This window comes from Litorivivens lipolytica (genome assembly GCF_014191715.1).
GTDB classification, from domain to species: domain Bacteria; phylum Pseudomonadota; class Gammaproteobacteria; order Pseudomonadales; family Spongiibacteraceae; genus Litorivivens; species Litorivivens lipolytica.
In genome coordinates, this window is record NZ_JACHWY010000003.1 from 154,922 (window position 1) to 175,987 (window position 21,066).

Genomic DNA, 21,066 nt, shown 5'->3' on the forward strand with positions numbered 1-21,066 from the left:
GCTGGCACCCGGAATCCCCTTTGGAGGCGCCGAGAAGCGCAGAGCAACAACGGGCCAGAGCGAGCACTGTTCGAGTCCCGAAGCGGCGATAGCCGCGGAGGTCGAGTTGCGCAGCGACCGTTGTTGATCGAGCATCGCAGGGAACCCGAAGGGCGCCGGAACAGGGGTGTCCTTCTTTGGGTTACCTTTCTTGGACAAGCAAGAAAGGTAACTCGCCCAGCAGGGCGAAACCCGTGCTCTCAGTCACAAGAACAAGGCGACTCCCGCCAACCCCCTACAACCACTGTTTCCTCCGAAACAACAACACCTCCCAAACCACAACCGCCACACAAATCCCACACACAAACCAAAACGCCCAGCCATTATCGGCCCCCGGCATCCCACCCACATTAATCCCGAGCAAACCGGTAAAAAATCCAAGAGGCAGAAAGATCGCTGCAACTATCGACAGTACATACATCCGCCGGTTGGCTTCTTCCGATATCTGGTTATTCAATTCTTCCTGCGCGACACCCGCGCGTTCACGCACGCTGTCGAGCACTTCGATGTAGAGGGTCAGCCGGTCGGCGGTCTCGCGCATTCTCAGCTTCTGCATATCGTCAAACCAGGAGGGCGCGTCGAGCTGGATGCGGTTGAGGGCTTCGCGCTGGGGGGCGATGTAGCGGCGCAGGGCGATCAGTTCACGGCGCATATCCGAAAGTTCGGCGCGCATCGCCTGCCGGCTTTCGGTTAATACCTGCTCTTCCAGCTCAGCCACCTGATCCTCAAGCTCATCGATAGCGTCATGCATGCGGGCGGTTAACTGGGCCGCCAACAACGCGATAAACTCAGCGGCGGTTGTCGGGCCCGTTCCGTTGCGAATCTTGCTGATAATGTCATCGACCGATAGCAGCCTTCGGCGGCGAGACGAGATAATGCGCTTGCCGTCACTCCACAGCCGGATCGAGACCATATCCTCGGGATCGGCACCGGGGTTCATATTCACACCGCGCAAGGCCATCAGCAGCGTCTTGCCAGCGACCGAGGCCCGCGGCCGGGTTTCTTCGGCTAAGAGCGCGGAAACCGCAATGGGGTCGAGATCACTCTTCTCGGTGATCCAGTGCTGGGCTTCGGCTTTACTGTAGTCGAAATGCAGCCAGAGCAAGCCCTGATCCGGCGCCCACCCCTCAATCTCCTCGGCCTGCAGCTCCTTCGCTCCACCGTCGCCGTCAAACAGAAACGCATAGATCAGTCCGTCGAGCATCCTTCATCTCCTCGTGTTCACTACCGCTATAGAAACCTGAGCAGGGGTTCTAAGGCAATAATTCGCCATTGATGAGTACAATGAATCATACTTTTTCACAGCATTTGGCCTGACGCTCTCGCCCTGCCGCGAAGCCCGCCTACAATGCGCACTCTGTTGCACAGGAGCCAAGATAAGCATGAAAATCGGTATCTGCATTCCCTATATGAAACGCGGCATTGACCGCAAAACCCTGTTGGATTGGTGCCGCGCCATCGACGACGGCCCCTTCGACAGCCTCTCCTGTGGCGAGCGCATCACCGGTTATACCTATGAAATGCGCAACTTTCTGGCCGCGGCAGCGGCAGTTACCGAGCGCGTGCGCATCATTCCCTCGCTTTACGTGCTGCCGATGCACAATGCCGTGTGGGCCGCCAAGGAACTGGCGACGCTGGACGTTATTTCCGAAGGCCGGGTTACCGTGACCGTTGGTGTCGGCGGCCGTGAGGATGACTACAAAGCCGTGGGCGCTTCGTTCAAAAACCGCTTCCAGCGCATGGATGATCAGATTGCCGAAATGAAACGCATCTGGTCAGGCGAGCCCCCCTTCGAGGGCGCCGATATCGTCGGTCCCGATCCGGTGCAGGCCGGCGGCCCGCCAATTCTGGCAGGCTCCATGGGCCCGAAAAGCATCAAACGCGTCTCGAAATGGGCCGACGGTCTCTACGGTTTTGCGATGGATGGCAACGCGGACCTGATCAAACACTTCTTCGATTCAGCAACCGATGCCTGGGCCGAATCCGGTCGTAGCGAAAAGCCCTACCTGATGGGCGGTTTCTGGTATTCTCTCGCCGATGGCGCGGAGCAGTCTCTGCAGAACTACGTGTTCGACTACCTTAAGATTTTCGGGGAAAAGGAGGCCACCTCCATCGCCAAGACCATGAAGATGCACACCCCGGAAGCCATCGCCGAAGGCATTAAAGCCATCGAGGCACTCGGCGCCGAGGAAATCCAGCTGGTGCCCGCCACCGCTGATATCAAGGAAGTGGAGCGCCTCGCCAAACTGTTGTCGTAACACTTCATTTGTAAAGAGAAAGAATGCCCGAACTGCCTGAAGTCGAAACTGTGCGCCGGGGGATAGAAGCCCCCCTGCGCCAACAGCAAATCACCCGCATGATCATTCGCGACCCGCGCCTGCGCTGGCCGGTGGATGAGGCGCTGCCGGCACAGATCGCGCAGGCGACGGTGTCCGGTGTCAGCCGCCGCGCCAAGTATTTGCTGGTAGAAACCGATCGCGGTCGATTGATGGTGCACCTGGGTATGTCCGGGCGCCTTTATTTTGTACCCGCGGGCACGCCAGCCGGCGTACACGACCATATCGACTGGGAGCTGGGTAACGGTCAGGCGCTTCGCTACACCGATCCCCGCCGCTTTGGCTCGGTGCACTGGTTGCTGCCGGATGCCAGCGGCCATGCGCTGCTCGATCATCTAGGGCCGGAACCCCTGTCCGAGGATTTCAGCGGCGAACTCCTCTACCAGCGTTCGCGCAAACGCAGCAGCGCGATAAAAACCTTCATTATGGATGGCCGCATCGTCGTGGGCGTGGGCAACATTTACGCCAACGAAGCGCTGTTTCGCGCCGGCATCCACCCCAAACTCGCAGCCGGCAAAGTATCGCGACCGCGCTATGAGAAGCTCGCTACCGAAATCAAACAGGTGCTGGCGGAAGCCATCGCCCAGGGCGGCACCACACTCAAGGATTTTCTCGGTGGCGACGGTAAGCCCGGCTACTTCAAACAGGAATTGTCGGTGTATGGTCGCGGCGGTTTGCACTGTCTGCGCTGCGATACCCTGCTCAAGGAAATCCGTCTGGGCCAGCGCGCCACTGTATTCTGCCCCAGCTGCCAGAAGCGCTGAGTTTTGGCTGAAGGCTGGCCCGTGCTACCATTGCCGGCCCTTGTTACACAGCAGCAGACACGCAGATTATGGCGGGAATCATCTACCCTGGCACCTTCGACCCCATTACTCTGGGCCACGTTGATCTGGTACGCCGTGCCAGCAAACTGTTCGATCGCATCATCATTGCGGTGGCGCAGAGCGACAAGAAAAACCCGTTGTTTTCTCTCGAAGACCGCATCGAACTCTGTCGTCAGTGCTTCTCGGATATCCCGGGCATGGAATATGTCAGCTTCAAAGGCTTAACCATTGATCTGGCCGACCGCCTCGACTGCCACACCTTCCTGCGCGGTGTTCGCGCGGTCTCTGACTACGAATACGAGCTTCAGCTGGCGCGCATGAATCGCGCCATGAACCCGAAGGTAGAAACCCTGTTTTTGACGCCGGGCGAAGGCCTGTCGCATGTATCATCGTCGCTGCTGCGCGAAGTCGCCTCCATGGGTGGCGATGTATCGCGCTTTGTACCGCCTCACGTTTTGGAAGCCCTGAACGGCAAGTTCAACTAATCATGGCGTTATACATCACCGACGAATGCATCAACTGCGACGTATGCGAGCCGGTGTGCCCGAATAACGCTATATACATGGGCGAAGAAATCTACGAAATCGACCCGGATTTCTGCACCGAATGCGTCGGCCACTTTGACGAGGCCCAGTGCGTAACCGTATGCCCGGTCGATTGCATTCCGGTTGATCCAAACCACGTGGAAACCAAAGAACAGCTGCAAGAAAAGTACATCGCTATCCAGCAGTTGTAGCCGGTTATTGCCTACGGAGCCGCGCCATGCGCTTTCTGCTTATCGCCCTCACTGCCACACTTCTTGCCTGTTCGGCTAAGCCTCCACAAGAGCCCCCGGAAGAACCCAAAACGGATATCGTTCCCGAAGCTGCCTCAGGATTCTCTGATGTAAAACGCGCCACCGCCCGCGAATTTATGGCGGTGACCGCCAACCCCCACGCCAGCAACGCCGCCCGCGCGATTCTCGAACGCGGGGGCAGCGCCGTTGACGCCGCGATTGCCGCGCAACTGGTATTGGGATTGGTAGAACCACAATCCTCTGGCATCGGCGGTGGTGCTTTTGTGCTGCACTGGGATGCGGATCAGAAAAAACTCAGTAGCTGGGATGGCCGGGAAACAGCGCCTGCTCGCCTCACCGACGAGCATTTTCTGAAAGACGGCAACGCCATGTCGTTTTTTGAGGCCGTGATCGGCGGCCATTCTGTCGGTACGCCGGGGGTTATCGCCCTGCTGGAAGACCTGCATCAGCGCCACGGCAAGCTGCCCTGGAAATCCCTGTTTCAGCCCGCTATTAAACTGGCAGAGACAGGCTTTGAGATTTCTCCCCGCCTCCACATTCTGCTGGAAAGAATGCCCAAGGTTGCGGTGAACCCCGCCATCACTGCGTATTTTTTTGAGGCCGACGGCACAACGCCGAAACCGGTGGGCTCGCTGCTCAAAAATCCCGAGTACGCGGCCAGCCTGAGATTGATCGCGCGGCAAGGTCGCAACGGCTTTTATAAGGGCAAGCTCGCGAAAGCGATGGTTGCGGCGGTCGCGAACGACCCTAACCGTGCCGGCCTGCTAAGCGAATCCGATCTGGCAAACTACCGCGCCATTGAACGCCCGGCAATTTGCAGCAGCTTCCGACAATACCGCGTCTGTGGCATGCCACCGCCATCATCGGGCGGCACTACCGTCGGCGCCATTCTCGGCACACTGCAGCACGTCACCTCAAAGCGCGACCCGCTCTATCAGCAGTGGCACAACTTCGCGGAAGCCTCTCAGCTGGCCTTTGCGGATCGCAATCACTACGTTGCCGACCCGGACTTTGTATCAGTGCCCACCAAGGGTCTGGTAGAGAATGACTATCTCAAGCAGCGCAGCCGCCTGATTCAACACGATGCGCCGATGCGCAAAGCCCCGGTAGGCCAGCCGCCCGGCGCTGGCAACAGCCGACTGGTCAGCGCCAGCTCGCCAGAGTTACCTTCGACCACCCACGTTTCCATTGTCGACGCCGAGGGCAATATCGTCAGCATGACCAGCAGTATTGAAACCGCGTTCGGCTCGAGGGTATTTGTCGGCGGCTTTTTGCTGAACAACCAGCTCACGGATTTTTCCTTCGAGCCGGATAACGCCAAGGGCTTGATCGCTAACCGCGCGCAGGGCGGCAAACGGCCGCGCTCGTCCATGTCGCCGACCATCGTGTTTGAAGGCGAGCAGCCGCGCCTGGTTATCGGTTCCCCCGGCGGCTCGCGCATCATCAACTATGTCGCCCGAACGATCTGGGATATTCTGGAAAACGGTCAAACCGTCGCCGACGCCGTCGCAGCGCCCCATATCATCGCGATGGGACGGGGACTTGAGCTGGAAAAAGGCCGCGTTAAACCACCCTTGGTAGAGCAGTTGGAAGCGCTCGGGCACAACGTTCGCCTGAAGGATCAAACCTCAGGGCTGCACGCTATTCAGATCAAGGAACAGAGCATTGAAGGCGGCGCCGATCCGCGCCGGGAGGGCACAATTGCCGGGCGCTGATTCACCGGCCACAGCGCCGGCTAATGCACTTCTCGCTCTGCCAATACCCGCTCCACGGTATCGACAATCACCTGAGTCTGGCGATCCACTTCGATATTGACCCGATCGCCAAGCTGCAAATCAGACAGGTTAGTGACGCGCAGGGTTTCGGGGATCAGACACACAGAAAAGCGCCTTCGCTCCCGATCAAAGTCCGCCACCGTCAGGCTACAACCGTGCAAGCCGATAAAGCCCTTTTTAAACACGTATTTGACCAGCTCCGGCGGCAACTGAAAGGTCATGGTGCAATTGTTTTCCGGCGTTTCCAGCGCGATCAATTCGGCCGTGCCATCCACATGACCGGATATCAGATGGCCACCGATTTCGGCGCCCTGATTCGCCGAGCGCTCGACATTCAGTAAATCGCCTTCACGCAACTGGCCCAGCGTCGTCAGCGACAGGGTTTCCTGCATCGCATCAAAGTGTACCTTCACGCCGTCGATGGCTGTCACGGTCATGCAGGCACCGTTCAATCCCACGCTGGCGCCAATGGTCAGCCCAGCAACCAGCGCCTCATTCAGCTCGACTACCAGCTGGCTCAAACCCGGTTTTTGGGTCAGTTCCACCAGCGGAAACGCGCCGGCGACAATTCCTGTGTACATAAACTATCCAAATTCGTTTTAAATGCCTTACTTGGTCACAGACTCAAACCATCACAATGGTCGCGGCGATAACCAATTGCGAGGCGAAGTAGAGAGGCAAGCCCCACTGCCGATTGAACAGCCCCGGCGCCACAAAGCGATTGCGAGCCACCGACAGGTCAGACACGGCAAAGGCAATGGCACCAATAATGACCCACGAGTGCCCGGTCGCCACTGCCAGACACACCATGGCCGAGATCACCAACACATAGGCCACCACCGCCACCTTGAACTGGGCATCGAGGTAGGCCCACAGCCAACGCAGCACCAGCGCCGCTGCCAGCCCCATTCCAACGACAGCGCCCAGCAGTGCGCGCATATCCAGCGGCAACTGGAGGAAGGCTATCGCATAGCCCAGGTGCCCGAGCAAAAAAGCGGCCATGCCGGCGAGAAAGGCGGGCCCTTGCCCGCGCGGAATCAGCAAGACATCCCCCGCCATGCAGAGCACCAGCCCCATGAGAATCCACTGACCGTAGACACTGTCGAGCGCACCGCAGGCGAGGCCAGCCCAGATAAAGGCCAGCGCAGCCAGCGGTTTAAATAGCCACTCGGCGCGGCGCAGGCCCTGCCGCTCGAAGACGAGCAGCAAGGCTACACTGAGCAAACAGATCAGGGCAGGAAGTTGAACCGGAGTGGGCAACATGGGGCATCCTGTCTTGGGTAAAGAAGGAATATTGTTTACCATGCCCCACCGCATAACAAGCTCAGCCTCGGCAAATACATCGCCGGGCACATAATAAGGATCACATCATGGGAAACACTCTGGGCAAGATTGCCACCTTCGCTTTCTGGGTTGCCGCGGTTATCAATCTGATCACTCCCTTTGGCGCCGCTGCTCCGTGGGTCACTGGCATCGCCATCGCACTTTTGGTCGCACACGCCATTGAATGTATTGTCTTTCGCAAGCATATTCAGGCCGATCCCAAGGTGCCCGCGTTTCAGGGCTACCTGCTGGTCCTGCTGTTCGGTGTGCTGCACAGCGGCCAGTGGATGAATAAATCCAAGGCCTGAGCGCGAAAGATCAGGCACCAGACTCACCGCCGCGATGGAGAACGCCACCGCATATTGGTAGGATTGCGCTTTTGACCCAGTAAGAATTGAGGCTGTCAATGAAGCGAGTCGTATTCAACCAGAAGGGTGGCGTCGGCAAGACCAGTATTACCTGTAATCTGGCTGCTATCAGCGCCTGGAAGGGTTACAAAACCCTGGTGGTGGACCTAGATGTGCAAGGCAACAGCAGCGAGTATCTGATCGGCACCCAGTTTCGGGAGCTGAACGACAACGCTGCGGATTTTTTCCGGCAGAAGCTCTCCTTCTTCGGCAAGGGCAAAGAACCCCGTGATTTCATCTACAACACCGAGTTCGAAAACCTTTTCCTGATGCCTTCCAGCCCGGAGCTGGCCAGCATCGAGCGCGATCTGGAATCCCGCCATAAGATCTACAAGCTGCGTGACGCCCTCGACAACCTCTGCGACGAATACGAGCACATCTACATCGACACACCTCCGGCGCTCAACTTTTATAGCCGCTCAGCGTTGATTGCCTGTGATTCGCTGCTGATTCCCTTCGACTGCGACAGTTTCTCTTCCGGCGCCTTGATGGGGCTGCTCGATACCGTCGCCGAGATCAAGGAAGACCATAACCCCAAGCTGGAACTCGAAGGCATTGTGGTCAATCAATTTCAGGCCCAGGCCTCACTACCCGCCCAGCTCACCAGCGAACTGACCGAACAGGGGCTACCCCTGTTTGAGACTTTCCTCAGCAGTTCGGTGAAAATGAAGGAATCGCGTACCCGCCAGACCCCCCTGATTTATATGGCGCAATCCCACAAGCTGACGCAACAGCTGCTGGCGATTCACAGCGACCTGGAAAATAACAGTAAGAAAAAAGGCCGCAAGAAAACGGCCTGAGCATAGACAAAACAACCGGAGCGCTAGCGCTCCGGTGTCAGTTTGATAGTGGACTCCTTGCGGATCTTCATCAGACCCAGCCCGAAGTTAGCCACATCCGCATCCACTTCCAGACGGTAGTCCAGCGCATCCTTGGGATTGCGCAGCCATTTCTCCGCCAGTTTTAATCCACTGAAGAGATTCAACTCCACCGGCACCGTCAGGTTGACGCTGTCATTGGCCGGCACCGACAGCAATTCATCCCGGCGACCGAACGCCAGCTCGCTGTCTTCGAGAAAAATCCGGTAGTTGAGCTTGTTGATATTCAATGCAAAACCGTTCGGATTGCGCACCCGCACACCCACATTCAAGGTTTGGGAAAAGCCCTGACGCGGTTCCAGCGACAGTGAGGTCAAGCTGACCTCGGGCTTAGCGGCATCGCGCATCCAGGCACAGCCACTGGTGAGCAGGGCCAGGGCGAGCACAAAAAAACCGCTCGTCTTGGCGAGCGGTTTCAGGATCGAACGCAATGACATCTTACTGGCCGGTCGGGATCAGGCTCAGTTCAACCCGACGGTTCTGGGCGCGGCCCGCCGCAGTGTCGTTGCTGGCAATCGGGTCACGCGGCCCCATACCGGCGGTGCGCACGCGACTGGCGGCTACACCACTGTTCAGGAAGAAGCGAGCCACACTTTCCGCACGCTGCTCAGACAGGTTCTGGTTGTACTCAAAGCTGCCGGTTGAGTCGGTGTAACCATTAATCTGTAGCAGGGTCTTGTCATATTCCTTAACCACCATAACCACGCTGTTCAGCACGTCAGTGAACGAAGGCTTCAGCGATGAGCTGCTGGTATCAAAGGTAATGTTGCCGGGCATGATCAGCTTGATGGTGTCACCGATTCGCTCAACGCGAACACCGGTCGATTCAAGCTGCTGACGCAGTTTGGCTTCCTGGGTATCCATGTAATAACCCGCACCTGCGCCCACAGCAGCACCGGCCAGAGCACCTTGCTTGATTGCCTTGTTTTTGTCTTTACCTGCGGTTGCGGCACCAATCGCCGCACCCGCCAGCGCACCCAAGCCAGCGCCTTTCGCAGTGTTACTGGTTTTCTTTTCACCGGTGTACGGATCAATGGTACAACCGGCAACGATCAACGCCAGCGCAATGCTAGCTGCGCGTACAAGCCATGTTGATTTCATAGGAGGACTCCCCTTTTTGAGAAATTGTGATTAAAAATTACCGACACAAAGAACAATATGCGAGTGTAGAAACTGTCGCCTTTCCATTCTGCGTACTATTGCCGAATTTTTCACTCTGCCTTCATAGCGCCCGCCTTTTCTCACACCGCAAAATCGGGCGACTAAATTCTGCGACTTACAAGCCCGGTGCAGTCCATCGACCATCGCCATCAGCATCGATATACACCGGGTTGGCCAGTGCTATCGGTTCCAAGCCCGGCAGCAGCTTGCGGTAGACTGCTGTCGCGGGGCCTGTCACTTCAACGACCACGACGCTATCACGACGAACATGAATCGATTCTGAATAGGCCTGGTTCGCTTCAACGTTGCGGGAGCTGTGCAGGCGGCCGTTGACATAGACATTCAGCGTATCCACAGCGACCCACGGCGCCGCCGCGATCGCAATATCCAGCGACTGCTCCGCGCCCGTCAATTGCTCACCAATAACCGACCCACCCGACTGGCTGACGCTCAGCAGGGGGCCACTCGACAGGTAGAGGGCGCCCTTGCGTATCGCCTCGACCACCGCCGCATCGGTGCGCCCCTGACCGCGCTTGGGCACATCCAGATAGTTGCGCGGAATACCCACGAATTCCGCAAGCTCATGGGAGTCACTGTTACCGGTGGCGCGAATCCGATAGCCCTGATTTAACAGCGCCAACCAGTCGCGGAGAATGCGATGGTAGGCCGCCACTTCGTCACCGTTAAGAATTTCCATGGCATCGAAGTCGATATCGCGAAAGCCGCTCGGCCCGCTTTCAACCAAAGGCAAGTTGCGCGAATGCGTAATGGGCAGAGAGGGCTCAAAGGGCATGCCTTGAGACAGGTGATCAAAAAAGGCCAAGTCGTCGTCCAGCGCACCATCGGAGCGCGGATGGTTCAGTTGAAAAATTGCCGCGGGATAGCGGTAACGGGTTTCTGCGATCAGGCTTCGTAGGCGGCGATCTTCCACTTGCGGCACACCGCCGGCAAACAAATCCGAACGCTCCGACACCGGAAAGATATTGCTGTGACCGATAGAGCTTGGCACCGTCGTTGTGCGCGCCATGCCGGTTAGCTCCGAACCTGTAATCAGGTGCAGTGCCTCTTCGAGGCCACTGCCTTCGAGTATCGCCTGTCCGTCAACAATGCGGTTGTGTTCGGCGAGCACCAGAATATCCGCATCCTGCGCGACAAAACTGCGCATCTGTTCCAAAAGAGGCAGAGTGGAATCAAAGCTGGCCTCCGCATGAACATGAAAATCCGCTGACGCCCAGTCATTGTCGAGCACCCGTTTTGGCGGTTCGATGTTTAACCGGGAGACTTCTCCGGGACGCACGGCCACGCGCAACTGAGAAACGTCGTACTCCAGCCCACGACTGGCAAGCACCTCGTAATCACCCGGCGGCAAGAATACGGACGGTGGGTCAGACTCAACACCTGCGAGCGACACGGTTTGACTGACCAGCGAATGCTCAACCGGCTGACCATCTTCGCGAAAATTCAGCAGGTCATCGCCAATACGGGGGTTCGGCGTGCCGTTCACGCCATGAAAGGTCAGCTTCATCGGCGAACCGCTGGGCAGTCGCAATTCACTGCGCTGGGTAAATGTAAGCGCGCCCAGATCCTGCCCCTGACTGAGGTCCTGTTCGCGCTCAAGTATTTCGCCCCAGGGACTGCGTGCAACCAGCTTCACCCGCTCAAGCCCTTTCGGCAGACGCAGGGAAAAACGCCCCGGCTCGGAAACTCGGCGCTGGCTCAGCGGCTGGCCTTCGGCATTAAACAGGGCCAGCGAAACCGGAGCCGCGTTGACACTACCTTCCAGCAATGCACCCTGATACATCTGGTCGGTAACCGCCGCCACATCCGCGTGTTGGCCGGGCACCACGCGCAGGTGCACAACCATCCGCTCGCCGACTTTCAGATCCATAAACTGGCTTTGCAGCATCTGCCACATACCCGGCTTTTCACTATCCCACCACAGCGGGCGCGTCATCCAGCCGTGCAGGTTGTATTCCGGCAAGGTAATCAGAAAACGGGGCAAGGCGTGATCGTTACCCTCAGTATCCGTCAGGTAGGCTGACACCATCTGCAGGCCATAACTGATCGGCGCGTCGGCAGCATGACTGCCCACCAGAATGCTCCAGTCCGCCGGCATCATGCCGCTCACCAGCGAAAACACATCGTTGCGATCTATATAAGGGTGATCAAAGCCGAGACTGTATTCTGAATTGCGGGTAGACAGGGTGTAGGCCGACATGGCGCGGTGAGGGTAAACGGTCAGCAGGCCACTCATGGTCACGGCGCGGCCGGGTGCGACGCGCTCGATATCAATCCACATCGACAGCGCGTCGGGGTCTTGCTTGTCCAACACATAACGCACCGTTTGCCGCAGACCACTATCTTCACCGGTAACAGCAATTTCGGCCCGCCCTTTACTCTGGGTAGCGGCAATATGCTGGGCGCGAATTGCTTTTTCCTTGGCCAGCCCGGTCAGCAGGTTGGTGTAAGTCCATTGATCATCGGCGCGATCACAGAAGCCGAAATCAATCAGGGTACCGCCACCGGCCACAATACCCGAATCGTGCTCTACGGCACTGACCGCGGCACACAAATGGCCGTCACTCAGCCACCAATCACCGCGCCCGGCAATAGCATCCGGCCCGGACCGCGGCACGGTGTCAACGTTAGCACCATCAAGCTGAAAGGCTCGGTAACGCTCTGCCAAACCCGCGCAAACATTAGCCGTAGCGCCCAGAAAAACAAGGCCGAGCAAGAATGCCCGGCCCCGGTTTGCGTGCTGTCCTGTCATACTGACCACCGCCGACAATTACGCTCCCATAATGAAAATACAGATCACGCTACCCAGCGCAACCAGATACGACAGTGAACGCAGCGCGTCGCGATCCGCCAGATAAAACACCGCGTGCAGCACACGCGCCACAACAAACACGATAGAAACCGTCGCCAATTGTTCCTGCGGCACACCGGAAACAAACGCGGCGACCAGTGCAGCGGTGAACAACATCAGGCCTTCCCAGGCATTTTGCTGGGCGGCAAATGCCCGGGACACGACGCCGGTTGCCTGCGCGTACTGTTGTCGCGGATTTTTGTTGTCGGCACCACCTAATTCCTTGTGGCGCAGAAAGCCGCCGATAAAAGAGAGCAGCGTGGGAATCAACGCGGTAATCATCAGGCACCAGAGTGCAGTTGTCATAGCAAGTTCCTTTTTTTGGTTAGTGTTATTTTCAGTTTGCTGTATTTTTGGAAGCGGAATCGTTACCGGATTGAAATACCCGCTCAGTTATTATTCATGGCAATGCTGACCTCGGCAATCTCGGCCGGCAGAGTTTGCGTCAGATAGCGCAAACTGGCTGCGCGAACGCTGGGCTCTTTCGCAAACTGTGCGTCAAAAAAACTGGCGACCGCGAGCTGGGTCAGCCACTGCTGACGAATCGGGTTCATGCTTTCTGGCAGCGGATCCATTTCACACAGCGGCGGCGGATCGCGTGGCACAACACCCTCGTCTGGCGTACCAATCGCCTCAAACCAGGTTTCTTCGCTGGAACTTTCGAGATTAGCCTTCACCTGATCGCAGCCAATCTTGTCGGGGTTTTTCATCCAGCGCAGAAAGCGAGCCATATCGGCAAAGCCAGTATGAGAAGCACCCTCAATGCTCAGCAACATGGCACCCGGCACCTTGAGCGTGGGCAAGGCGTTGGCCTCGTAGTCGACCAGCGCATCGATCTCTGAGGCAATCATCAGGTAGGGCAGTCCGCGCTGGGCATAAAAGCGTTCGGTAAAGGTAAAACTCGGCCCGGCAATCGATACCGCAGCATCGACGCGAGGGTCGTGCAGCCGCGGATGAAAGGCGGCCATGGTGGTCGTCATGCCGCCGAGAGACAATCCAAACAAGCCGATGCGTGATTCATCTACGGCGCCTTCAAACAGGTTACCGGCTTCAGTATGCCAGCTCAGCAAATGATCCAGTAGAAAACTAACATCGCCCGGCTGATTCACCACATCCACCACGTAAGGCTCATACGGTGCGTTGTAGTTGGTGAGCGGATAATCCATGGACGCCACAATATAACCCTTGCTCGCCATATGTTCGGCCATATAGGCACCTCCTGTGCGCATGGACATAAAGCCGTGGCTGTAGATCAACAGTGGCAGGGGATCTGCGGCCGGCCGCCCTTCTTTTAACAGGTCGGCCGGATACCAGATCCGCGTTTTCAGTGTGCGCGAGTCCCGCCCTGCGAAGTCGCCGTGGGGCTGGCTTGGGCGCGTTGTGTCTTCGAGCGTGATATCAAAACTACTTACCGGGTGGGGACCATCCTGCAGACGCTGGGCACTTTCCAGTGCGGCATCGAGCGGTTCAGGGCGCTTGGAAAAGGTCAGCAGTAAACCCAAGGCAACAATGACGACCGCAACTACCAGCAACAGACGTTTCACACGCATCTCCCCTAAACCCGCAAACGTTCGATAAAAAATATGCGGCTTAGCCTACCACTTGCGCGTACCAAAACAAAAAAAGGGCGATTACAGCCGCGCGCCGTAACCGCCCAAGAGCATTGAAACCTGTGACTTACTTTTCAGTCTTTACTTCTCAACAAATGCCCGCTCAATCACATAGTGGCCGAGGTAGCCGTTGCGGGATTCGCGGAAGCCGCGCTCGTCGAGCAGGGCCGTCATTTCTTTCAGCATCGACGGACTGCCGCAGAGCATAAAACGATCATCTTCAAGGTTGGGTTCTGGCAGCCCCACATCTGCGGCCAGCTGACCGCTGACCAGCAGGTCCGTCAGCCTCCCCTGATTGCGAAAGCGCTCGCGGGTCACCGTGGGGTAGTACACCAACTTCTCTTTCACCACATCGCCGAAAAACTCGTTCTCCGGCAGTTCATTGTTCAAGTAGTCGGCATACGCCAGCTCGCTGGCATAGCGAACCCCGTGGCACAGAATGATTTTGTCAAAGCGCTCGTAAACCTCCGGGTCTTTGACAATGCTCATGAACGGCGCCAAACCGGTGCCGGTGGAGAACAGGTACAGGTTGCGACCGGGCAACAGGTGATCCGCCACCAGTGTGCCAGTGGGCTTGCGACTGACAAAGATCTCGTCACCCACCTGAATGTTCTGCAGACGCGAGGTCAACGGGCCATCTGGAACTTTGATGCTGAGAAACTCCAGCTCTTCGTCGTAGTTGGCGCTCACGATACTGTAAGCGCGCAGCAGAGGCTTGCCGTCGACCGGCAGACCGATCATCACGAAGTGTCCATTTTCGAAACGCAGCCCGGTGTCACGACTGGTCTTGAAACTGAACAGCGTGTCGTTCCAGTGGTGAATATCCGTTACTCGCTCTGTAACAAGGCTGGTCATGGCGATCCATCTCTCCTCGCTGAATGTGGGAGCCACTATAGACCCGCCACCAAACATCGGTAAAATGGGTTATTCAAATATCTCTTAGCGGTTTTACCGATTATGAAATACACCCTGCGCCAGCTTGAGGTCTTTCTGGCCGCCGCCCACACCGAGAACATCACCCGCGCGGCAGGACTCCTGTCTATGAGCCAGTCCGCGGCCAGCGGCGCCCTGAAAGAGCTGGAACAGCAGTTCGACGTGCAACTGTTTGACCGAGTTGGAAAAAGATTGCAGATCAATGAGCTTGGCCGCGCCCTGCGCCCGGAAGCCGAGCGGCTGCTGGAGCAGGCCAAGGCCTTTGAGCAGGCGCTGGCACAGCACACGGATATCGGCCAGATCAAGGTGGGCGCCACCCTGACCATCGGCAATTATCTCGCGGTGGAAATTGTCGCCCGCTACATGGCCGAGCAGCCCGGCGCCCGGGTCCATCTGGAGGTAGCCAACACCGAGGCCATTACCAGCAAGGTTTTGGATTTTGAGCTGGATATTGGCCTGATCGAGGGCGACTACCACCACCCGGATCTCGACATCGTGCCCTGGCGCGACGATGAGCTGGTAGTTTTCTGCAGCCCGGATAACCCCCTAGCCAAGCGCCGCCGAGTCAGCGATGCGGAGCTGATCGCCCAGCCCTGGATTCTGCGCGAACGCGGCTCGGGCACGCGCCAGGCCTTCGACCGCGCCCTGCACGGCCTGCTCCCGCAGTTGCAGATTGCGCTGGAATTGCAGCATACCGAAGCGATCAAGCGGGCAGTGGCGGCCGATCTGGGGCTAGGCTGCCTGTCGGCCATTACCCTTGAAGAGGCCTTCCACCGCGGCCGACTGGTGCCGCTGCAGACCGAACCCAAGGATTTCCGACGTCACTTTTATTTTGTGCTGCACAAACAGAAGTACCGCAGCGCCGGTATCCAGCGCTGGCTGGATCTGTGTCGCGAAGGGTAAACTCCGCCCACAAGTTCATAACATCAAAGGAAAACCCATGATTACCTCGCTCTACGCCGCCCTCAGCGGCATTCTGCTATTGGCCCTGTCATCGCGCGTGGTCAACGGTCGTCGCACCCACAAAATCGGTTTGGGCGATGGCGGCAATGAAGAACTGCAACGCCTGATCCGGGTGCAGGCCAACTTTGTCGAATACGTACCGATGATACTGGTGCTGATTCTGCTAGTGGAAATGAACGGTAATAGCGCCGAGCTGGTACACGGCTTGGGCATTGCCTTAGTAGTTTCGCGGGTACTGCATGCCGTCGGCCTGACAGGCACCGCTGGTGTCAGCATGCCCCGCTTTATCGGCACCCTCGGCACCTGGATGACGCTGGCGATTGCCAGCGCCGTATTGCTGATGGATACCCTGCCCCAGTAAGGGCAGGTCAGCCTGCGTCGCCCGCCTCTGCGGCGGGTTTGACGCCCGTGCCCAGCACTCGGGCCTTGGCGATCTCGAATTCCTCCTGCGTCAGCGCACCACTCTGCTTCAGCTCCTGCAGGCGCTGGAGCTTCGCCACCGGATCGTCCGTTTCCACCGCAGCCGGTGGCGAATCTTTATCCACCACCCCTAACCACTGCCCCAGCTTGCGCAGCACCAGCATGGCGCCGCGCCAGAGCTTCGGCAGCATCCAGATCAACAGCAGGATAAACAGCACCAGCAACACCAAAAACAGCACCGGGTGATTGAGGGCCGCCCACAGACCGGCAAAAACCGCCACATCCTCACCGATAGAGGCGCCCCAATTGGTAAAGGGCTCAGGTGAGGTATTGATCATGACCCGGGAGCTGGCCTTGGCCGCGTGGGTGACCGTGGTCAGCGAACCGCCAAGCACCCCGGCCGCCACCTGCAGAGCCGGCGTCACATCTCCCACACTGCCTGCGGCGAGCAGTGCCCCGGCGGGTATACGAATAAAGGTGTGCAGAGAATCCCAGGCGGTATCCACCCCCGGGGTTTTATCGGCAAAGAATTCCACACCGTACATCAGGCCCGCCGCCATCATCACCATCGGGTCCTGCAGGACTTCCAGGCCCGGCGGCAGATCGATATTGCCGGTACTGCCGGCAAAACCGAGCACCAGCATGGCCGCATACAGGTTCAGGCCGGATGCCCAAGCCACCCCCATACTCAGCGAGATAAGTGCGGCAACCTGCTCAAATTCACTCACGGCAATTCCTTGTTTTAATTGATGAAAGGTGGATCAGGCGGTTTTCGGCCGGGCCCTCAACGCCGCGACACACAGTGCCAGGGTCAAGCCCTCAAAAGCCAGCGCGCCAAGGGTGTAGCCACTCGCATCGCCACCGACCAGCAGGCCAATCAAACGGCCACCGCCAATACCGCCAACCGCAACCACCTGCACCCACAGCGCTCTTTCAATATAGTCGCTGCGCAGAAATCCGACGAGAGCCGCCAGTCCCACCGCTATCTGAAGACCGCCATACATGGCTCTCAGTTCCGCGACACCGGTAGCCGCTGTAGCCTCAACGCCGGCTATCGGACCAAGAAATTCGGGAAAAACCAGGCAGTACATGCCATAGGGTGTCCAGCCGACGGCGAGTACCAGAAGTAAAATGCGAATTGCCATAAGCGCTTAGCTCCATTCAAAACGGGATGTGCACAATGACGCAAATCTTAACCGAGCGTAAGTAAATCACCAGCCCTGACAGTGTTAGCCTGTGGACACTCTTTACGCTTGTGTGAGATTCCATGTCCGAAAACACCTACACCAACGTCGATCGCGAGTTTGCAATCAACCCAAACTACGGCAAAGGCTGCTTTCGCCGCCAGATTCTGTTGCGCAACGAACCCGGACAGGTTGTCGCAGCGCTGGAAGATGATTGCCACGGCTTTCGCGTTACGCTGCGCCACGACGGCACCCTGATAACCGACGTTCAGGGCGAAACCCTTCGCGTTCCCTACACTACCTGCCCCGGCGCCACCGAGCCACTGCGCGCATTGCGCGGCGTCGCCGTGGGCAGCGATGCACGATCGATCAACAGCCAGGTCAGTCCCTTCAGCAACTGCACCCACCTGTTCGATCTCAGCGTGCTCGCGATTGTGCACGCGGGCCGCCGGGAGACCGAGCGTCTGTATGAGGTACAAGTCGACGATGAAGTTGACGGCCAGCCGGCCCAATCCGTCGTCTGGTGCAACGGTGAGGAAATGCTGCGCTTTACCACTCAGGAATGGCAGATAGTGGGCCCTGAGTGCTATGCCGGGCGCCCCTTGTTCAAGGGCTTTGCCGCATGGGCCAACGAAACCTTTAGCGGTGACCTCTGCGAGGCGGCTTTCGTGCTACACAAAGGCTACTTCGTGTCTTCAGCCCGGCGCTATGACGCAAGCGCCATGGCAGGTACCCGCGGCGACGAATTGCCCTATATTCCGGGCGCCTGCCACACCTATTCGGAAGGCCGGGTACAGCAAGCCATTCGCCTTCCCGACACCAACAGGGACTTTACGGATAGACCCGAAGACCTTCTTCAGTTCAAATCTGCGTAATACGGCCCCCGGCGACCTTGTAGGTATAAATACGAATACAGCGGGCCGGATCGAGCCACTAACCTAGTTCTCAGTGTTCATCCATGGTCTTTATCACAACCGAACCCCCTCTTAGCACCCTTTTGGGTGCTTTTTTTTGCCCGCAATTTGCGACTCATTTCCACCCAGAATCTGTCAATATCGCAAAATACCTTTGAATTACAGTCTCTTATCGCTATCCTCAGCAAGTACTCCAATCATTGAGGTAGGCGTGGACAAAGACATTATCGGCTGGCGCGAATGGGTTGAACTGCCCGAACTCGGCCTCGGCAAAATCAAGGCCAAAATTGATACCGGCGCGCGCAGCTCGTCTATTCACGCCTACGATATCGAAGAGTTCGAACGCGACAGCGAAACGTGGGTACGCTTTGCCATCCACCCGGATCAGCACAGCGACGAAAACGTGATCAGCTGTGAAGCGCGCGTTAAAGATTACCGCAGTATTACCGACTCCGGCGGCCACAAAACCATGCGGTACATTATCGAAACTCAGTTTAAAATAGGCAAAGACACCTTTCTGGCCGAGTTGTCGCTGTTCAATCGTTCGACTATGTTGTTTCGCATGCTGATCGGACGCACGGCGTTAAAAGGTCGTTATGTGGTCGACCCGGCCCGCTCCTACTGTCTAAGTACATCCCCCGAAATCGCTGCCAGCGAATAAGGATCTGTAATGAAAATAGGTATTCTGTCGCGCAACCGAAAACTGTATTCCACCAGACGACTGGTTGAAGCTGCGAAACAGCGCGGTCACGAGGTGCATGTACTCGACACCCTGAAATGCTATATGGAACTCAGTTCCGACGAGCCGGCAATCTGGTACAAGGGCGATAAACTGGAAGGCTATGACGCCGTGATTCCACGCATTGGCGCCTCTATTACCCAGTATGGCCAAGCCGTTATACGTCAGTTCGAAATGACCGGCTGTTACAGCCTTGTTGAGTCCGTCGCGCTGGTCCGCTCGCGTGACAAACTGCGCTCACTGCAACTGTTGTCGCGTAAGAAAGTCGGCATGCCACGCACCAGCTTCGCCCACGAAGTTCACAACACTAAAGAGCTGATCAAACTGGTTAACGGCGCGCCCTTGGTCGTCAAACTGCTGTCCGGCACCCAGGGTAAAGGCGTGGTACTGGCAGAAACTGCAAAAGCGGCGGAGTCGGTTATTGAAGCCTTTCGCGAATTGAAGGCAGACTTTCTGGTACAGGAATTTATCAAGGAAGCCGGCGGCTCGGATGTGCGCTGTCTGGTCATTGGCAATCGCGTGGTAGCGGCCATGCAGCGTACCGCTCAGGATGGCGACTTCCGCTCCAACCTGCACCGCGGCGGTGTCGCCCAGCTGACCAAACTGACTCCTTCAGAACGCGCCACGGCGGTGAAAGCGGCGAAAATCATGGGCCTGAATGTCGCGGGCGTCGACCTGTTGCGTTCATCCCGCGGCCCGCTGGTGATGGAAGTGAATTCCTCACCCGGCCTGGAAGGCATCGAAACTGCCACAGGCAAGGATGTGGCCAGCGCGATCATCGAATTTATCGAAAACAACTCGGCACCTTCCAAGACCCGAACCCGCGGCAAGGGATGAACGTGAAAAGTGATCCGTTTGATCTCTCACCCGGCAGTGGCGAGCTAATCCACCTGCCGGTCGCGCGGCTATACACCCACAACGATTTATCAATTGATGTACAAGCCATTCGCGGCAAACGCAAAGGGCCAACCCTCTTTGTCAGCGCCGCCATTCACGGCGATGAAATTAACGGCGTGGAGATCGTACGCCGCCTGCTGCAACACCCGGCGCTGAAAAGTTTGCGCGGCACACTGTTGGCTATCCCCATCGTCAACGTGCACGGTTTTCTGAATAACTCACGCTACTTGCCCGACGGGCGCGACCTCAACCGTTCCTTCCCCGGCTCACCCAAAGGCTCACTGGCCGGGCGCGTGGCACACACCTTCATGAATGAAATTGTGACCCACTGCACCCACGGCATCGATCTGCATACCGGCGCGCGACATCGCGGTAACCTGCCGCAGATCCGTGCCGATATGAACGACGAAGCCACCCGAGAAATGGCTGAAGTGTTCGGCGTACCCGTCGTCATGCACTCCCGTCTGCGCGATGGCTCACTGAGAGAAGTCGCGGCGGACAACGGCATCCCAGTGGTGACTTACGAGGCCGGCGAAGCACTGCGTTTTGATGAAGTCGCCATCCGCGCGGGTGTGAAAGGGGTGATCAATGTGATGCGCCACATTGGTATGCTGCCAGCATCTCGCAGCAAGCGTAAAAAAGCGGCACCCATTGTCTCTGACGAATCCTATTGGGTGCGAGCACTGGAAAGTGGCATCTTACGCGCTCTGGTACCCAACGGAGCCAAGGTCGAAAAAGGCGAAGTTCTGGCGCTGGTATCAGACCCCTTCGGCAGCAAAAGTCAGGAGATCACCGCACCGACTGAAGGGATCGTTATCGGACGAACCTATCTACCCTTGGTGCATGAGGGCGAGGCGCTGTTCCATATCGCCAAGTACAACACACATATCGATCGGGTGTACTCGCGGGTTGAGGCCTTTAATGAGCAGCATGAGCCCGACACTGAAAAATCAGACTCCAGCGAAGAAGCAGAACCGCCGATCTATTGATCCGGCAGA

24 protein-coding genes are annotated in these 21,066 nt (G+C 57.6%); 13 read left to right on the forward strand and 11 right to left on the reverse strand.

The genetic code is table 11. The features are described from left to right. Positions 1–274: 274 nt before the first annotated feature. Positions 275–1,243: a zinc transporter ZntB gene (locus FHR99_RS12885; RefSeq protein ID WP_183411117.1), complete on the reverse strand. Its 969-nt coding sequence runs from the start codon at positions 1,241–1,243 to the stop codon at positions 275–277. A 178-nt stretch (positions 1,244–1,421) separates the two neighbouring features. Here FHR99_RS12885 and FHR99_RS12890 point away from each other — a divergent pair, with 178 nt between their 5' ends. From FHR99_RS12890 to ggt, 5 genes are all read left to right on the forward strand, one after another. Next, complete coding sequence (locus FHR99_RS12890) at positions 1,422–2,297, forward strand: LLM class flavin-dependent oxidoreductase (protein WP_183411118.1); 876 nt, start codon at positions 1,422–1,424, stop codon at positions 2,295–2,297. Positions 2,298–2,320: 23 nt separating this feature from the next. Continuing rightward, positions 2,321–3,139, forward strand: coding sequence for a bifunctional DNA-formamidopyrimidine glycosylase/DNA-(apurinic or apyrimidinic site) lyase (gene mutM, locus FHR99_RS12895; protein ID WP_183411119.1), 819 nt, complete (start codon positions 2,321–2,323; stop codon positions 3,137–3,139). A 68-nt stretch (positions 3,140–3,207) separates the two neighbouring features. Continuing rightward, positions 3,208–3,684 carry a pantetheine-phosphate adenylyltransferase gene (coaD, locus tag FHR99_RS12900; protein WP_183411120.1) on the forward strand — a complete coding sequence of 159 codons (477 nt, stop codon included), beginning with the start codon at positions 3,208–3,210 and terminating at the stop codon, positions 3,682–3,684. Between the two features lie 2 nt (positions 3,685–3,686). Next, positions 3,687–3,935: a YfhL family 4Fe-4S dicluster ferredoxin gene (locus FHR99_RS12905; protein ID WP_183411121.1), complete on the forward strand. Its 249-nt coding sequence runs from the start codon at positions 3,687–3,689 to the stop codon at positions 3,933–3,935. A gap of 26 nt (positions 3,936–3,961) precedes the next feature. Next, positions 3,962–5,710 carry a gamma-glutamyltransferase gene (gene ggt / locus FHR99_RS12910; protein WP_183411122.1) on the forward strand — a complete coding sequence of 583 codons (1,749 nt, stop codon included), beginning with the start codon at positions 3,962–3,964 and terminating at the stop codon, positions 5,708–5,710. Positions 5,711–5,730: 20 nt separating this feature from the next. On the opposite strand, the gene FHR99_RS12915 is transcribed toward ggt, so the two are convergent. Both FHR99_RS12915 and FHR99_RS12920 read right to left on the reverse strand, forming a co-directional pair. Continuing rightward, complete coding sequence (locus FHR99_RS12915; RefSeq protein ID WP_183411123.1) at positions 5,731–6,351, reverse strand: riboflavin synthase subunit alpha; 621 nt, start codon at positions 6,349–6,351, stop codon at positions 5,731–5,733. Positions 6,352–6,394: 43 nt separating this feature from the next. Next, positions 6,395–7,033 (reverse strand): lysoplasmalogenase, encoded by a 639-nt coding sequence (locus tag FHR99_RS12920; RefSeq protein ID WP_183411124.1) that lies wholly within the window; start codon positions 7,031–7,033, stop codon positions 6,395–6,397. Between the two features lie 107 nt (positions 7,034–7,140). On the opposite strand from FHR99_RS12920, the gene FHR99_RS12925 reads away from it, so the two are divergent. Together FHR99_RS12925 and FHR99_RS12930 are read left to right on the forward strand one after the other, a co-directional pair. Then, positions 7,141–7,401, forward strand: coding sequence for a DUF1145 domain-containing protein (locus FHR99_RS12925; protein WP_183411125.1), 261 nt, complete (start codon positions 7,141–7,143; stop codon positions 7,399–7,401). A gap of 98 nt (positions 7,402–7,499) precedes the next feature. Continuing rightward, positions 7,500–8,300 (forward strand): ParA family protein, encoded by an 801-nt coding sequence (locus FHR99_RS12930; RefSeq protein WP_183411126.1) that lies wholly within the window; start codon positions 7,500–7,502, stop codon positions 8,298–8,300. Positions 8,301–8,323: 23 nt separating this feature from the next. On the opposite strand, the gene FHR99_RS12935 is transcribed toward FHR99_RS12930, so the two are convergent. The 6 genes from FHR99_RS12935 to FHR99_RS12960 form a co-directional block, all read right to left on the reverse strand. After that, complete coding sequence (locus tag FHR99_RS12935; RefSeq protein ID WP_183411127.1) at positions 8,324–8,815, reverse strand: LEA/WHy family protein; 492 nt, start codon at positions 8,813–8,815, stop codon at positions 8,324–8,326. A gap of 1 nt (position 8,816) precedes the next feature. Then, entirely contained in the window at positions 8,817–9,479 is a 663-nt protein-coding gene (locus FHR99_RS12940) for a YiaD family glycine zipper/OmpA-like lipoprotein (protein ID WP_183411128.1), read from the reverse strand. Between the two features lie 175 nt (positions 9,480–9,654). Next, complete coding sequence (locus FHR99_RS12945; RefSeq protein ID WP_183411129.1) at positions 9,655–12,309, reverse strand: CehA/McbA family metallohydrolase; 2,655 nt, start codon at positions 12,307–12,309, stop codon at positions 9,655–9,657. Between the two features lie 18 nt (positions 12,310–12,327). Beyond that, positions 12,328–12,714 carry an MAPEG family protein gene (locus tag FHR99_RS12950; protein WP_183411130.1) on the reverse strand — a complete coding sequence of 129 codons (387 nt, stop codon included), beginning with the start codon at positions 12,712–12,714 and terminating at the stop codon, positions 12,328–12,330. An 83-nt stretch (positions 12,715–12,797) separates the two neighbouring features. Beyond that, positions 12,798–13,952, reverse strand: coding sequence for an alpha/beta hydrolase (locus FHR99_RS12955; RefSeq protein WP_183411131.1), 1,155 nt, complete (start codon positions 13,950–13,952; stop codon positions 12,798–12,800). Positions 13,953–14,099: 147 nt separating this feature from the next. Further along, a complete protein-coding gene (locus FHR99_RS12960) occupies positions 14,100–14,873 on the reverse strand; it encodes a ferredoxin--NADP reductase (RefSeq protein WP_183411132.1) in 774 nt (257 codons plus the stop codon). A 102-nt stretch (positions 14,874–14,975) separates the two neighbouring features. On the opposite strand from FHR99_RS12960, the gene FHR99_RS12965 reads away from it, so the two are divergent. Beyond that, entirely contained in the window at positions 14,976–15,854 is an 879-nt protein-coding gene (locus FHR99_RS12965) for a LysR family transcriptional regulator (protein WP_183411133.1), read from the forward strand. Between the two features lie 37 nt (positions 15,855–15,891). Beyond that, complete coding sequence (locus tag FHR99_RS12970) at positions 15,892–16,275, forward strand: MAPEG family protein (RefSeq protein ID WP_183411134.1); 384 nt, start codon at positions 15,892–15,894, stop codon at positions 16,273–16,275. A 7-nt stretch (positions 16,276–16,282) separates the two neighbouring features. Here the strand turns inward: FHR99_RS12970 and FHR99_RS12975 are convergent, their stop codons facing one another. Both FHR99_RS12975 and FHR99_RS12980 read right to left on the reverse strand, forming a co-directional pair. Then, entirely contained in the window at positions 16,283–17,062 is a 780-nt protein-coding gene (locus FHR99_RS12975; protein WP_183411135.1) for a DUF4126 family protein, read from the reverse strand. A gap of 33 nt (positions 17,063–17,095) precedes the next feature. Further along, the gene (locus tag FHR99_RS12980; protein ID WP_183411136.1) at positions 17,096–17,479 is read right to left on the reverse strand and encodes a DUF4345 family protein; all 384 of its coding nucleotides are present in this window, start codon (positions 17,477–17,479) and stop codon (positions 17,096–17,098) included. 122 nt (positions 17,480–17,601) lie between these two features. On the opposite strand from FHR99_RS12980, the gene FHR99_RS12985 reads away from it, so the two are divergent. From FHR99_RS12985 to FHR99_RS13000, 4 genes are all read left to right on the forward strand, one after another. Next, positions 17,602–18,393, forward strand: coding sequence for a DUF2889 domain-containing protein (locus FHR99_RS12985; RefSeq protein ID WP_183411137.1), 792 nt, complete (start codon positions 17,602–17,604; stop codon positions 18,391–18,393). Between the two features lie 250 nt (positions 18,394–18,643). Beyond that, positions 18,644–19,093: an ATP-dependent zinc protease family protein gene (locus tag FHR99_RS12990; RefSeq protein WP_343067574.1), complete on the forward strand. Its 450-nt coding sequence runs from the start codon at positions 18,644–18,646 to the stop codon at positions 19,091–19,093. A 9-nt stretch (positions 19,094–19,102) separates the two neighbouring features. Beyond that, positions 19,103–20,008 (forward strand): 30S ribosomal protein S6--L-glutamate ligase, encoded by a 906-nt coding sequence (rimK, locus tag FHR99_RS12995; RefSeq protein WP_183411139.1) that lies wholly within the window; start codon positions 19,103–19,105, stop codon positions 20,006–20,008. A 2-nt stretch (positions 20,009–20,010) separates the two neighbouring features. Further along, positions 20,011–21,057 (forward strand): succinylglutamate desuccinylase/aspartoacylase family protein, encoded by a 1,047-nt coding sequence (locus FHR99_RS13000; protein WP_343067575.1) that lies wholly within the window; start codon positions 20,011–20,013, stop codon positions 21,055–21,057. The last annotated feature ends 9 nt before the right edge of the window (positions 21,058–21,066 follow it).